We start from the raw sequence: 15,302 nt of genomic DNA, 5'->3' as shown, positions 1-15,302 counted from the left end.
TTTATAATACAAAGTGTAGTATGCTTTATGAATCTTTCCCACAATAGCTAAAGTATAGAAAATTATATACACATATTGAAATTCATGTAATCAAATAATAATACTTATATACCGGTTGACCCAAATCCTTCAATTCCACGTTTTGTTATATCATTATCGAAATTTTTAACAAGGTTCCATGAAGCACGAGTTACTGGTGCTATTATCATTTGTGCTATTCTATCTCCATATTTTATTGTATATGCTTCACTTCCAAGATTGATTAAAATAACTTTAATTTCTCCACGGTAATCAGCATCTATAGTTCCCGGAGTATTGAGTACAGTAATACCAAATTTAAGCGCGAGTCCAGATCTTGGTCTAATTTGAGCCTCATATCCATTAGGGATAGAAATTGCAATACCAGTATTAATACAAGTTCTACAGCCTGGCTCTAATATAACATCTGATACAATTGCTGAATATAAATCCATACCAGAACTATTATCTGTTGAGTAAGATGGAAGAGGAAGATCATGGTTATTTAACTGAATCACTTTAATTGAAATATCTGTACTAATAGAACGTTCCATGAACTTTTTTTCCCTGTAATTATAATTATTTGTATTATTCAATAAATTTGTTACCAAGTCTATCGAATATATATAATAAATAGAGTAATTTTTCTTATTTTATTTGAAATATATTCTAAATTAGATGATATATCTTTTTCAGGCAAAAAGTATGTTATTATTTATATTCTCGTAATTGTTTTGGTATGTTAAAAGCAATATTTTCTCGTATTACATCTAGATCTGATAACGTGATATTCATATGTTGTTTAAGTGAATCTATTACTTCTTTGATTAATATTTCTGGAGCTGATGCTCCTGCAGTTATCCCAATTTTTGTTACATCTTTTAAGAGATCTAAGTCAATTTCCTTATAAGAATCTATTAAGAAAGAAGGTGTTTTTAATTCAGCTAACTCTTTTAGACGATTTGAATTAGAACTGTTTTTGCTTCCTAATATGAATACAATATCTACTAACTCTGATAATTGTTTTACAGCAATCTGCCTATTTTGAGTAGCATAGCATATGTCTTTTAAATCTGGCCCTTTAATATAGGGAAATTTTTGTTTTAGTTTATCAATTATTGTTCTTGTATCATCTACACTTAAGGTTGTTTGTGTGACGTATGCAAGCTTATTGGGATTTATTACTTCTATGTTATCAATATCAGATAAATTTTGTACTAGTAGTACAGGATTAGTAATTTGTCCTATAGTACCTTCAACTTCGCGATGTCCTTTATGACCTATTAAAATTACTTGATAGCCTTCAGTATCGTAAATCTGTACTTCTTTATGTACTTTACTTACTAGTGGACATGTTGCATCAATAATCTCTAAATTGCGTAGTTGTCCAAGATACTCTATTTTTTTTGAAATGCCGTGGGCACTGTATATTAATATTGAACCATCTTCAGCTTGATCTAGTGTATCTATAAAAATTACACCCATTTCTTTTAAAGAATTAATTATGTATTTATTATGTACAATTTCGTGTAATACATAAATTTTTCTGTTTTTATTGTGGTATCTTACAGCTAATTCTACGATTTTTATTGCTCTCGAAACTCCTGCACAAAACCCCCTTGGATTAGCAAGAATAACTTCTACATTTTTTTTTAAACCCTGATGCATTGCATTTACATTCCTAGCTTTACTTGATAAGTATATATTTACAACAAAATATTGCAATACATGAAGCATAGTAAGTACAGCAATGGATATAATTTAATCCTTGATGTTAGATATGTAAAATCAGAACTTTTTAGTAATTTAAATAAGATTATCGATGTTTTTAGTATAAAGAGATAAGTTAATAGTCAGATCTTACTTTAATTATAGCAAAATAATCTTGTTAAAATAATGTTATTATGTGTCCTACTATATTTAAAATTTGAGATAAAAGTAATGTTTTGCTTGTTCATATGGCTGAGACATAGAACTTTGATAAATTTAGTATATATAATTATAGATGTTTATCCAGAAGGAAATTTCCTGTAATTTAACACTATATTATTAAAATGTTTTAATTATTTTTCCTTATTAGATTAATAAAATGATTAAATATGTAGCTTCCATCATTAGGTCCAGGGCTTCCTTCTGGATGATATTGTACTGAAATTATAGGATAGTTATCTACTTGGATACCTTCTATTGTATTATCAAATAATGATCTGTGAATTACATTAACGTTTGTAGGTAAAGAATCTTCTTTAACGGTAAATCCATGATTCTGACTTGTAATTTCTATGTTATTATTTATTTTATTATAAACTGGGTGGTTACTTCCTCTGTGTCCGAATAACATTTTGGTAATTTTTGCTCCTAAAGCTAATGAAATAAGTTGATGCCCTAAACATATACCTAGTATTGGTATTTTATATTCAATGATAGTTCTTATTTGTTTTATAGTCCTTTCAGGAATTGCAGATGGATCCCCTGGACCATTTGATAAGACTATACCTTGTGGTTTTATGGATAGTATCTTTTCAGGTAAATTATCTTCATTTCCTGAAATTAAATGAATTTTACATCCTAGTTTAGATAAGGCGTCTAATATACTTAATTTTACACCAAAATTAATCACTACTATATTATAAAGTGGTATTGTATTATCTGTTGTTTTATAATTATTTACAAATCGTATAGATGCGCAGTGATTTGTGTAATTATATTGAGAAGCTTTGTTTTGTAATTCTGCTAAGTTTATTGAGTTGATATCATTAAAGTGATATATTATTCCATTTTGTGAGCCATGCCTACGCAAATAACATGTTAATGCTCTAGTATCAATTTCGGATATTCCAGTTAAGTTATTTTCTATCATCCAAGGCTCTAAATTTGCATAAGATCTTGAATGAGAGCCTTCTGATATTGTTTTAACTACAATTCCATGGGCTAGTATCTTATGGTCTTCAAAATCTTTATAATTTATTCCAACATTGCCAATGTGAGGAAAAGTGAATGTAATTATTTGACCTGCAAATGATGGATCAGTTATAGTATGCTGGTATCCTGTTATTGAGGTAGTAAAGCAGACTTCTCCAATAGCGGGTATTTTTTTCCCTATTGATTTTCCAAAAAAATGTTTTCCATCTGATAATACAAGAACAGAATTATAATAACTTTTTAATTGAGACATTGTTTACATAATAAAGCTAACAAATTTGGAAAATTATATAGCAAATTCTTTGAAAGTTAACTATATAATTTACTTTTGTGAGATTTGTTGAATATACATTTTTACATATTCTCTACAAATGTTGGTTTCTGTGAATTTAAATAATATGTTATACATAGGATCAATAGTAATATACATATATTCAATGACTTGTTTTGAATAATGTGTTATTTCATATTATATGAAGTGTAAAATTTTTTATGTTAAAAATAGCTATAGTTGGATTACCTAATGTTGGAAAATCTACTATTTTTAATAGATTAACTAATCAAAAGTCTGCAATTGTTAGTAATATTCCTAACTTAACAAGAGATAGGAGAGAGGGGAATGCTGATTTATGTGGGTTAAAATTTAAAATTATTGATACAGGTGGAGTAGATAATACAATAAAATTATCTGCACTGGTGTTAGATCAAGTAAAATTTGCTATAGAAAGATCTGATATTGTATTTTTTATTGTTGATGCAAGGATTGAGCAAGATGATAAAAATGTAGAATTTGCAAAATATTTAAAAAAGAATACAAAGAAACCAGTGATATTGATTGCAAATAAATGTGAAAGTCAAAAAAGGTGCTACAACGTAGATTATTTGGAATATTTTAATTTTATAGGTCCGGTTTATATTTCTGCAGAACATAATTTAGGTTTGATTGATTTGTATGAAGCATTGTTGCCATTTGTTGAAGTGCATGATTTGGATACGTTAAATTCACGTAATATTAGACTTTCTATTGTTGGAAAGCCAAATGCTGGTAAGTCAACTTTTGTTAATAGATTGCTTGGTGAAAGTAGAATGATTGTAAGCCATGAACCTGGAACAACTAGAGATTCTATAGACATAGAGTATGTATATAAAAGTCAAAGATTTACATTGATTGATACTGCTGGTATGCGTAAAAAAGCAAAGGTAACTGAAAATATAGAAGTAACTTCTGTTCAAAAAGCTATTGAATCAATTAATAAATCGGATATTGTAATTCTAATGATAGATTCTGCTTATGGTATAGAACAACAGGATTTATCAATTGCCGAGCTTGCAATACAAAGAGGTAAAGCTATCATTGTTGCTTTAAACAAGTGGGATATGGTTGCTGAAAAAAATAGATCTGATTTGTTAAAAGATATTTGTAATTATAATAAATTAAATTTTGAAGTTCCAATTATCGAGGTTTCTGCACTTAAAAATATTAATTGTAATAAAGTAATAGATAAAAGCATAGAATTATATAAATATCTGACAATGCGTATTAGTACTCCTATGCTGAACAAATGGTTAAAATTAGCTGTAGAACACCATAGACCTCCATTATGTAATGGAAAGGTAGTTAAGCTTAAATATATTACACAAATTAAAGTAATGCCTCCAACTTTTGTTATAGTTATTAATGGTTCTCATGCTATTGATCTAACCTATAAGCAGTATTTAATAAGTAATTTAAGGAAACACTTTTATATCAATGGAATTCCAATAAGGTTAAATTTAAAGAAAAATAAGAATCCGTATGATAATAATTTTTCTAAGACTTAAAGGCAATTTTTCAATTAAAGATATTCACCTAGTGTGACGTGTTAATTAATACAAATTTATTATTGAATCTTAAATATATTCAATCAATGAAATACCTGTCATTTCTTTTGGTTTCTCTATGTTGAGGATTTCTAAGATTGTCGGTGCTACATCACATAATCTTCCATTTCTTAATCTAATTTGTTTACTATAATTACAGATTATAAATGGTACAGGATTTAATGTATGTGCTGTATATGGCATATTATTTTTTACATCAAACATTTCTTCTGCATTCCCGTGATCAGCGGTAATTACTAGTACATAATTGGTACTTTGTATACAGTTTATTATTTTATTTAAGCATTGGTCTAAGGTAGTTATAGCTTGTTTTGTTGCCTCTATATTTCCAGTATGTCCGACCATGTCAGCATTTGCATAATTTAAAATGATTAAGGAATATTTTTGTAATTTTATTTTTTCAATAACTGTGTCAGTAACTTCTTTTGCAGACATTTCTGGCATTAAATTATATGTAGCTACAGAGGGTGATGGTATTATTATTCTGTCTTCATTTTTAAATGTATCCTCTTTTCCTCCATTAAAAAAAAAGGTAACATGTGCATACTTTTCTGTTTCTGCAATTCTTAGCTGATGTAATTGATGGTTTGCTATAACTTCTCCTAATGTATTTGTAATATTATTATTTGTAAATAAACATGGTATATTAATACTATCCGAGTATTTTACCATGCTTATTGTATTTTCTAATGTAATGTGATTATCAGTTTTGATATCTCCTATGATCATTTTTATGATTTGTATTACTCTATCACTTCTAAAATTTGTCATGATAAACCCATCGTGTGGATTCATCTTATTATAATTACCGATTACACATGGCAATATGAATTCATCTGTAATACCAGCATTATAACTGTCTTGGACAGCTAATAATGGATTTTCATAACGTTTAGCATCTCCAAATGCCATTGCATTATATGCTTTTGCTGTACGATCCAACTTATTATCGCGATCCATGGAATAATAACGTCCACTTATTGTTGCAATATTCACATTATTTAAGTATTTGATATGCTTACATAAGATGTTGATATATTTAATTGCTGATATTGGAGGTGTGTCACGCCCATCTAAAAATATATGAATTGCGACTTGTATTTGAAAATCAGATAATGCTTTAATAATGTCCAACATGTGCGTATAAAGGGAATGTACACCACCATCAGATAACAGACCAGCTATATGGCATATGCCATTGTTTTTCTTTATTTTATTGATAAATTTTAATAAATTATGATTGTTTTTTATATATTTTATTTCATTGTTTATTTTACATAGGTCTTGTAACACAATCCTGCCACTTCCTAAGTTAACATGTCCAACTTCTGAATTTCCTATTTGGCCATCTGGAAGCCCTACATCTAGTCCATGGGTAATTAAGTGACTTTTTGGGTATTGTGAAATTATATTGTCCCAACAAGGCTTGTAAGATTGAGCAATAGCATTGAACTTGCTATTTTCACGATTACCCCATCCGTCTAATATGCACAAAATTACAGAATGGTTGATCATATGTTTAATGGAAAATCTACTATTATACCTTTATATCATAATTGTGAACATATAGTAGATATATTTTTAAATAGTAAGTAGCTAGTAGTTTTTATAACCTACCTTAATATTAAAGTAATTCTTAAAGAACTCGGGTTTACTATCTAAAAATCTATGATATTTAGATTTTTTGCAATATAGATTCTATTGTAATGTATTTTAAAAAGAATTAAAAGTACTGTGTAATGTAGTATTGTATAGATTGTAAAGATGCTAAACCAATAATTTTGTGAATTTAATATATGATCTAAAATTACAGTCTAAATTTATGTATATAAATGTATACTTATTGAAGAATTTGAAGTGTTAAGGAATAGAGCATTGAATGCATTGTTGAGGTATTAAAAAATTATATATTGAAGAATTGACTTTAATTATCTGGTATACTTGTTTTTATTTATTACTTTGGATTAGAAATTTTTAATATATGAAAATGCAATGTAGTCTATGATTATACAATTATGGTTGAGGATATAAAATTAATCTTAGTAAAAAAATGTATGATACCTTTACGTAAGGTCTGACAATTTGAAAAAATGTTAATCGTTATAATGATGTAAAAGTAGTTGATTTATTTTTACAAGTAATATAGTTAGTTTAGTAATGTAATAATTTTTGATATGTAAATGATAAAATCCAGAATTGTATTCTTGTTTGTTTTTATTTTCTTTAGTCCGATGTTGTTGTTTGCAGATGAGATATTGGAAGGACATAATCTCTATGAAGTATCAGATAATGGTTCTGATGGTAATCATGTTAATGATATTAGATCTAGTAGTTTGGTAAACAGAGGTACAATTTCTTTGAGAATGTATCGAGATGTTACTCCTGTATTTGTTAACGATAGGATTATATTTTTAAGTAAAGATGGTGTTTTGCATTCTGTAGATAGTAAAGATGTTAAAAAATGTTATTGGGAACTGCAGGTTACGAAACATACTAACCTATATAGAGCAAGTATATTATATTCTGAAAATTTAATACTATATATTGTAGATGATAATGTCTACGGTATTGATTTTGAAACTGGACAAATAAAATGGCAAAAAGAATTAAGAAGTGTGATTGCTGGATCTCCTGTTGTTATTGATAATCATCTGATGGTTGTTACTGTAGATAATTATTTGTACTTTTTCAATGTATCTGATGGGTCATTGATATCAAGTAACCAGGAATCACTTCCTGAGGTAAAAAGCTATAGTTCACTATCTTCAGCATCATATGGTGATATGGTAATATTTTCTTTTTCTAATGGAAAAATTGCTGCGTTTAATTCTTTGAATGGTTTAAAGATATGGGAAAGCAATATATCAAATGCTAATGTTGCTTTTAATAATGGAGTTTCTTTACAGGCTGCAAATAGTACTGTCATTGCCATTGATAAATTACATAGCATATCAAATATTGATATAGAATCTGGTAACACTAGGTGGTCAAAAAAATTAAAAATTCAGGGTATTTCTAAAATTGAGGAAGGTAATATAGCAGCTGTTATTGATAATAAACTTGTCTTGATGAGTATCGATACGGGAGATTTTTTATGGCAGTATGATTTATTACAACATGGGAAATCGAAAAATCAATGGAGTTCTCCTGTAATAATGAATGATGAAATTTTAGTTATAGGGAATGATGGTTGTGTAATATTAATAGATTATAGATCTGGAGCTTTAAAATTAGTGAATTATATATTGCCATCAGCTTATTATATTCCAGTATTGGTAGATTCTTCAATTTACGTTGTAACAAATAAAGATAAGATAATTATTTTTCGTTAAGTGATAGTATAAGGATGTGAGTATGCAAAATTATGATATGGTAGTTATCGGTGGTGGACCTGGTGGTTATAAATGTGCAATTAGAGGAGCTCAGCTTGGATTAAAAGTTGCATGTATAGATAAAAATAAGATTTTAGGAGGTACATGTTTAAGGATAGGATGTATTCCTTCTAAAGCTTTGTTGCATTTTTCTCATGAATATTATCATTTAAAAAATAATTTAGCTGAAGTTGGGATAACATTTGATAATTTAAGTTTCGACTTAGACAAAATTATGTCTTTTAAAGATAAAAATATTACTGAGTTAGGAAGTGGGATTAGTTATTTGTTTTCTAGTTATAAAATTGATTATTTACATGGTGTTGGTAAAATACAATCTGTAAACTCTAATGATTTTGTTGTTGCTGTAATTGGTGATAATGGTGAGCAGAAAATAATGAGTAAGCATGTAGTTATTGCTACTGGATCTGATGTTGCAAGTTTTCCTGGTATTGATATTGATGAAGAAAGAATAGTGTCTTCTACTGCAGCTTTATCTTTTAAAGAGCCACCAAAGAAATTGATAGTTATAGGGGCTGGAGCTATAGGTTTAGAAATGTCATCTGTCTGGAGTAGGTTTGGATCTGAGGTGACTGTTGTTGAATTTTTAGATAAAATTGCTCCTAGTATGGATGGCGATATTAGTAAAGCTTTGCTTGCAAGTTTAAAAAAACAGGGGATTAATTTTAAATTATCAACTAAAGTTACTTCAATTGATAAAAAAGGAAATAGTTTAGCTGTACATCTTGAGTCTGTAAAAGATGGTAGCTCTGAAGTAATAGAAGTAGATAAGGTTCTTGTTTCTATTGGACGCATTCCATATACGAATGGATTGATTGATAATAATTCTATAGAATGTGATACTAGAGGATTTATTAAAGTTAATAGTAAGTATGAGACAAATATACCAGGCATATTTGCTATTGGTGATGTTATTGGTGGAGCAATGCTTGCTCATAAAGCGGAAGAAGAAGGCATTGCTGTTGCAGAATTGATTTCTGGGCATAATCCACATGTGGATTATGAGATTATTCCATCTGTAATATATACGCATCCTGCTGTTGCGTCTATTGGTAAAACAGAAGAGAATTTAAAGAATATTAATTATAGTTATACTGTTGGTAAGTCTAGCTTTGCTGCAAATGGTAGATCAAAAATTACAGATAATGCAGTAGGATTTGTAAAAGTGTTGGCTTCTAAAGAAAATGATACGATTTTAGGTGTTCATATTATTGGTGCATATGCTGATACTATGATTAATGAAGCTGCTGTTGCTATGGCTTATAGAGCATCATCAGAAGATATATTCCGTATTTGTCATTCACATCCAGATGTTAATGAAGTATTTAAAGATGCATGTGAAGCAGCATTTTTAAAATGAATTAGCTTATCATTGTTAGCATGAGGTTCAGGTATTGTGTTGCGTAGCCTATTAGGGTTAAAGTTAGAGTATAAAGTAGCGTTTTTTATTCTCTTGTTATCTATTGTTTGGGTTAGTAGTGGAATTTTTAAGAAACACGATCAGCAGATAGAACAAAATGTTTTTCATAATTATCCTGTTAACATTAAGGTAGTAGAATCTAATGCTCAAGATAGAGTAGTGTACTTATCCTTGATAGGTGAAGTTGAAGCTTTCCGTTATGTTAATATTATGCCAGAAGTTTCTGGTAGGGTATCAGATGTCTTGGTAAAGGATGGGGATTATGTAACAGAAGGAAATATTTTAGTAAAAATAGAAAAATATGAAAAAGAAGAACAATTAAAACAGGCTAAAGCTCTGTTAAAGCAAAGAGAACTTGAATATAAAGCTTCTCAGTCTTTAAATGAACATGGATACAGATCTGAAGTAAATGATGCATTGTCTTTTACTGCTTTAGAATCAGCTAAATCAGATGTAAAAAAAGCACAAATTAATTTAAGTAATACAGAGATAAAGGCTCCTTTTTCTGGATTTGTAGATAAAATTAATGTGCAAATTGGTGGATTGGTGTTTCCTGGTTCAGGACTATCAATTGTGCAGTTAGTTAATTTTGATAAAATAAGGGTGATTACTTATGTTCCAGAGAAGTATTTTAATAGATTAAAATTGGGTGATATTTGTAAGATTCTAATTGCGCAAAATGAAGAAATAGATGCTCCTATTGTTTTTATCAGTAAAATAATAAATCGTAATACAAGAACTTATCGAGTGGAAATGGTATTGGATAATAGTGATTTAAAGATTTTTACACAAGGGGCTGTTTATTCTATAAAGATTCCTGTGGGGAATTATCGAGCTCATAGAATTTCACCTTCTGCTTTAGATTTACAAGATAATGGGGATTTAGGTATTAAAGTGATTGTTGATGAGAAAGTGAAGTTTATACCTGTCGAAGTTGTTGATAGTGAGTATAACGGGGATGTTTGGATTGCAAATTCTCCTGATACTATTAAATTAATCACTTTAGGTCATGAATATGTAAAAGATAATACACATATTAAACATGAGTCGTAAAAAATTGAACTGAATTTAGTTAGAATTTCGTAAAATCAAGAAATTTAAATAATTTTAATAAGTGAGTCTGCTTTTTTAGTATTATAAAAATTATGTTGCAGGTTGGTATTGTGTATTCTACAATGTAGGAGGTTCATTATTTTATAAAATATAGTGGTAACAAAAGAAGGTATAATTGAAGCTGAAGGTATTGTAGTTAAGTTGTTGCGTGATGCAACTTTTATGGTCAGGCTTAATGATAATTACGAAATTATAGCGCATGCTTCAGGGAAAATAAGAAAAAGTAAAATACGTATATTAATGCATGATAGGGTATTAGTTGAAATTAGTACTTATGGTATTAATAAAGGTGAAGTAGGGAAAGGTAGAATTATTAGACGATTAAAAATTGTAGATGCTTAAGTTTGATGATTTGATATTAGCTTCTTCTTCAAAGCAAAGGTTATCTTTATTAGAGCAAATTGGTGTCGTTCCTGGACATGTGGTATCTCCTAGTATAGATGAGGTAGTTTTAAAGAAGGAATTACCTAAAGCTTATTCAATACGTATAGCTAAAGAAAAAGGTACAAAAGTAAAGGTATTATATCCTGATAAGTTTGTATTAAGTGCAGATACTGTTGTATGTTGTGGTAGTAGGGTATTGCCAAAAGCAGAAACAGAAGAACAAGCTATTGAATGTATGAGATTAATATCAGGACGTAGACATAGAGTTTATACAACTATTTGTTTGTATACTCCACATGATAAATTGCATTGTAGAAGTGTGGTAACAATAGTAAAATTTAAGCGTTTATCGGTACAAGAAATAAATTGTTATATAATGTCTAGACAATGGAAAGGAAAATCAGGTGGATGTAGTATACAAACTGATGCTGGTAAGTTTGTATTATCAATTAATGGATCATACTCTTCTGTTATAGGGTTACCATTGTATGAAACTTATTCGATTTTGAGTCAATATTTTAGTATATAGATTTCCTAGTTATAATTGTTGATATAGTAGAGCTACACTTATAGCTACGTATTAGTCAAGTAATGTTTATGATAGTGTACTTGCTTAAGTATTTTTTCTATTATAGATACCAATAGTGCTATTATTAGTAATAAATTCCTTGCTAAGAGTTGTGTCAGTTGCTAACATGGTAAGCATTTTAAAGAATAATTTATTATAGAAGTGTTTATTAATGCATTATAGATACATTTATTGGGTTATTTATTGAAATTGCATTTCACACATGACGTAACATAATGGTCCTGTTATATACTTGACAGGTTATTGTCGTGGAGGAGTAACTGTTATGGAATCAGGAGAAAAAAATGGTTAATTTGCCACAATTTACAATACGAGATTTAGTAGAATCTGGTGTTCACTTTGGTCACAAAGCAAGTAGGTGGAATCCTAAGATGGCTCCATATATATATGGGGTACATAATGATATTCACATTATCAATTTACAGAATACTGTAGTCTTGCTTAGAAATGCATTAAAAGCCATATATGATATAGTTCTTAAGAGGGGAAGGGTATTATTTATAGGAACTAAAGTACAAGCCTCTGCTATTATTGCTGATGAAGCAATACGTTGTGGGCAATATTATATAAATAATAGATGGTTAGGAGGTATGTTAACAAATTGGGAAACTATCTCTCTATCAATAAAAAAACTGAGGGAATATGAAAAATTAATAGAAAATGTTGATAATCAGTTTACAAAGAAGGAATTATTACTTTTTGAGAAGAAAAGAGCAAAACTTGATAGATCTATAGGTGGTATTTGTAATATGGGTGGATTGCCTCATGCTTTGTTTATAATTGATACGAATAAGGAGCATATTGCAATTAAAGAGGCTAATAAATTAAATATTCCTATTATAGCAGTGTTGGATACTAATTCAGATCCTACTGGTATAGATTATCCAATTCCTGGAAATGATGATGCAGTACGTTCAATTGATTTCTTCTGTAGGATTGTATCAGATACTATATTAGAGGCGATACGTTCTGATTTGGCTAAGTCTGGTATTAGTGTTGATGGTATTAAGGATTTTTCAGCAGAGAAAAGAGAAGGTCTTTTGAAAGCAAATAATCGAGATAATAAGAGTAATAAAAGTAATAGTGCTATTGATAATATTGAAAATCTTAAGGAAGAAGATCTTATAGGAGGCAGTAATAATGAAAATTGATATTAATGCAATAAAAGAATTGCGTAATTTGACAGGTGCTGGTGTTGGTGACTGTAAGGAAGCATTAAGTTCTTGTGCTGGTGATATAGAAAAAGCAAAAGATTATCTTAGAGAACAAGGTATTGCAAAAGCTTATAAAAAATCTAATAAAGATGTGTCAGATGGTTTAGTAGCAATTCATGTTAATGGAAATCAAGGTGCAATTTTGGAAGTAAATTCAGAGACTGATTTTGTTGCTCGTAATGAAAAGTTTCAGAGATTGGTATTAAATCTTGTTTCTTTGGCTAATAAGTATTCTGTTGAAAATATAGAAGATTTTTTAAAACATGAATATATTAATGGTACTAGTATTCATGATGAAATAATGAGTAATATTGCAATAATAGGAGAAAATATTCATTTGAATAAGATAGGATACTTATCTGTAGGTAGTGGTGTTGTTAGTGGATATATACATAATCCTGTAATTGATAGTCTTGGTAAAATAGGAGCAATAGTTGCTTTAGAATCTACTGGTGATAGGGAAAAATTAAATGTGCTTGCAAAGCAAATAGCTATGCATATTGTTGCTGCAAGGCCAGAAGCATTGTCTATAGATGTTTTAGATAAAGATATTTTAGATAAGGAACGTGAGATTGTAAAGAAACAGGTTGATCAGTTAAATAAACCAATATCAGTGGCAGAAAAAATAATAGATGGTAGAATAGCTAAGTTTTATCAAGATGTTGTTTTATTAGAACAAATCTTTGTAATGGATAATCAATTGACAATTTCTGAATTAATAAAAAGAAAAGAATCAGAATTGGCTGCAAATATTAATCTTATAGGATATAAGCTATTTGTCATTAATAAATAATGATACTATTAAGAATAGCATTTTTATTTGTTTAAAAAAGTTTAAGGTATGGTGTTACAGGATACCAGTGGTTTATGGCTTTGTATATAGTGATTTAGGTATACCTAATGGTTGGTTATACAGTATTTATGTAATATTTGTGGAGGCATATTTTATCTTAAATAGATTAGCATTGTGTGTGTATTTCATGTACAATTAAAATCTGTATGTTATAGCATAACTATACACGTGTTTTTGTGTATTGCGGGGTGTATGTTAAAATTGATATGGTAGTTTTTTGTTAAAAATATTAATTTGTAGATAAGTATAATTATTAAATGAGAGATTATGGATGTTACGCCTATTATTTATGCTAATCAAAATGTGATTACTGGCTATGGTAAAGGTAAGTTTTTTATAAATGATAATATCTATTTAGGGTCTCACATAATTTTTCCAAATAAAATTATTTCTTATTTAAATCTTAATATTTCTAACTTGGAAGATATAATTGAATTATTAGATGAAACTTTAGATATAGTGTTAATTGGTACTGGTAAAGATCATATATTTTTACCTAATGAAGTAAAAGACAATTTTTTAAAGCGTGGTTTTAATCTTGAACATATGTCTACAGGAGCAGTTTGTCGTACATATAATGTTTTATTATATGAAGGTAGGAATGTTTGTGCAGCGTTAATATCGTTATAAGTCCTTATGTTTTTTGAAATTATTAATGAATATTTTTTTATTAATGGTATAATTGCTATACTAATTATGAGCTTGGTTACAGGTTCACTAGGATCATTTATGATATGGAAAAATCTTTCATATTTAGGTGATAGTATTTCTCATTCATCTATTTTAGGTGTAGCTTTGGCTGTTTTACTAGATATTAGTATATCTAGTGGAATTTTATGTATTTCTATTATTTTTGCATTGCTGTTGTCTTATAGCATAAATAGGATTTATTCTATAGATACGGTGTTGAACATTGTTACTAATGTAATTATGTCTTTGGGAATGATACTATTATCTTTTTTTCCAACTGCAAGTAATAATATTATACATTCATTGTTTGGGGATGTACTAATGTTAACTAGTAAGGATCTTATAATAATGGCTTTAGTAGCATTAGTAATTATTATTCTCATTATATATAGGTGGAAATATTGGTTAATTATATCAATAAGTAATGATTTATCTGCATCGGAAGGTGTAAATGTAGGTTTTATAAAATTAGAATTTTTAGTAATACTGTCTGTCTTTATTGCTTTTGCAGCTCAATTGGTAGGAATATTGTTAATTACTGCTTTTTTAGTTATTCCTGCTGCAACAGCAAGGTTAGTATCAAAAACGCCATTACAAATGATAATAATTTCTACAATTATTTCTATATTTTCTGGTATAACAGGACTTTTGTTGTCTGAAAGATTTGATATTTTTCCTGGTCCTCTGATTATCATGGTATCGTTTGTACTTCTATTATTTATGTATTGTGTAAATAGATTTATAAATTAATATTTATACATAATTTTAAATATTATCCTAGTTATTTTAAAGATATTATGCTAATTTTAGCATAATATAATAATTA

At 28.6% G+C, this 15,302-nt stretch carries 14 protein-coding genes; 10 read left to right on the top strand and 4 right to left on the bottom strand.

Translation table 11 applies throughout. From position 1 onward, the window contains the following. Positions 1–104: 104 nt before the first annotated feature. The 3 genes from dut to carA all read right to left on the bottom strand — a co-directional run bounded on the left by dut (position 105) and on the right by carA (position 3,193). Complete coding sequence (gene dut / locus MR76_RS02630) at positions 105–572, bottom strand: dUTP diphosphatase (protein ID WP_024072149.1); 468 nt, start codon at positions 570–572, stop codon at positions 105–107. 157 nt (positions 573–729) lie between these two features. Next, the gene (gene ispH, locus MR76_RS02625; RefSeq protein WP_024072148.1) at positions 730–1,686 is read right to left on the bottom strand and encodes a 4-hydroxy-3-methylbut-2-enyl diphosphate reductase; all 957 of its coding nucleotides are present in this window, start codon (positions 1,684–1,686) and stop codon (positions 730–732) included. Between the two features lie 391 nt (positions 1,687–2,077). Next, positions 2,078–3,193 (bottom strand): glutamine-hydrolyzing carbamoyl-phosphate synthase small subunit, encoded by a 1,116-nt coding sequence (gene carA / locus MR76_RS02620; protein WP_024072147.1) that lies wholly within the window; start codon positions 3,191–3,193, stop codon positions 2,078–2,080. A 239-nt stretch (positions 3,194–3,432) separates the two neighbouring features. Between carA and der the strand changes: the two genes are divergently transcribed. Next, positions 3,433–4,761, top strand: coding sequence for a ribosome biogenesis GTPase Der (gene der / locus MR76_RS02615; protein ID WP_024072146.1), 1,329 nt, complete (start codon positions 3,433–3,435; stop codon positions 4,759–4,761). 69 nt (positions 4,762–4,830) lie between these two features. Here der and gpmI read toward each other — a convergent pair whose 3' ends face one another. Continuing rightward, on the bottom strand, positions 4,831–6,336 hold the full coding sequence (gene gpmI, locus MR76_RS02610; protein WP_024072145.1) for a 2,3-bisphosphoglycerate-independent phosphoglycerate mutase: 1,506 nt from the start codon (positions 6,334–6,336) through the stop codon (positions 4,831–4,833). Positions 6,337–7,052: 716 nt separating this feature from the next. Here gpmI and MR76_RS02605 point away from each other — a divergent pair. The 9 genes from MR76_RS02605 to MR76_RS02560 all read left to right on the top strand — a co-directional run bounded on the left by MR76_RS02605 (position 7,053) and on the right by MR76_RS02560 (position 15,226). Next, positions 7,053–8,153: a PQQ-binding-like beta-propeller repeat protein gene (locus MR76_RS02605; RefSeq protein ID WP_235111241.1), complete on the top strand. Its 1,101-nt coding sequence runs from the start codon at positions 7,053–7,055 to the stop codon at positions 8,151–8,153. A 22-nt stretch (positions 8,154–8,175) separates the two neighbouring features. Beyond that, complete coding sequence (lpdA, locus tag MR76_RS02600) at positions 8,176–9,573, top strand: dihydrolipoyl dehydrogenase (protein WP_024072143.1); 1,398 nt, start codon at positions 8,176–8,178, stop codon at positions 9,571–9,573. A gap of 36 nt (positions 9,574–9,609) precedes the next feature. After that, the gene (locus MR76_RS02595) at positions 9,610–10,686 is read left to right on the top strand and encodes an efflux RND transporter periplasmic adaptor subunit (protein ID WP_024072142.1); all 1,077 of its coding nucleotides are present in this window, start codon (positions 9,610–9,612) and stop codon (positions 10,684–10,686) included. 153 nt (positions 10,687–10,839) lie between these two features. Further along, positions 10,840–11,088 (top strand): translation initiation factor IF-1, encoded by a 249-nt coding sequence (gene infA, locus MR76_RS02590; RefSeq protein ID WP_024072141.1) that lies wholly within the window; start codon positions 10,840–10,842, stop codon positions 11,086–11,088. Then, positions 11,081–11,659 carry a Maf family nucleotide pyrophosphatase gene (locus MR76_RS02585; RefSeq protein ID WP_024072140.1) on the top strand — a complete coding sequence of 193 codons (579 nt, stop codon included), beginning with the start codon at positions 11,081–11,083 and terminating at the stop codon, positions 11,657–11,659. Before infA ends, MR76_RS02585 begins: the two co-directional genes overlap by 8 nt. Positions 11,660–12,003: 344 nt before the next feature. After that, the gene (rpsB, locus tag MR76_RS02580; RefSeq protein ID WP_044171466.1) at positions 12,004–12,870 is read left to right on the top strand and encodes a 30S ribosomal protein S2; all 867 of its coding nucleotides are present in this window, start codon (positions 12,004–12,006) and stop codon (positions 12,868–12,870) included. Beyond that, positions 12,860–13,726 carry a translation elongation factor Ts gene (gene tsf, locus MR76_RS02575; RefSeq protein ID WP_024072138.1) on the top strand — a complete coding sequence of 289 codons (867 nt, stop codon included), beginning with the start codon at positions 12,860–12,862 and terminating at the stop codon, positions 13,724–13,726. The genes rpsB and tsf overlap by 11 nt, the downstream gene beginning before the upstream one ends. A 327-nt stretch (positions 13,727–14,053) precedes the next feature. Next, positions 14,054–14,416 carry an Mth938-like domain-containing protein gene (locus MR76_RS02565; RefSeq protein ID WP_024072136.1) on the top strand — a complete coding sequence of 121 codons (363 nt, stop codon included), beginning with the start codon at positions 14,054–14,056 and terminating at the stop codon, positions 14,414–14,416. Between the two features lie 6 nt (positions 14,417–14,422). Further along, a complete protein-coding gene (locus MR76_RS02560; RefSeq protein ID WP_024072135.1) occupies positions 14,423–15,226 on the top strand; it encodes a metal ABC transporter permease in 804 nt (267 codons plus the stop codon). Positions 15,227–15,302: the final 76 nt, after the last annotated feature.

This window comes from Ehrlichia muris AS145 (genome assembly GCF_000508225.1).
GTDB classification, from domain to species: domain Bacteria; phylum Pseudomonadota; class Alphaproteobacteria; order Rickettsiales; family Anaplasmataceae; genus Ehrlichia; species Ehrlichia muris.
The sequence above is the reverse complement of the archived record's forward strand: the minus strand, read 5'-3'. Positions and strand labels throughout refer to the sequence as shown.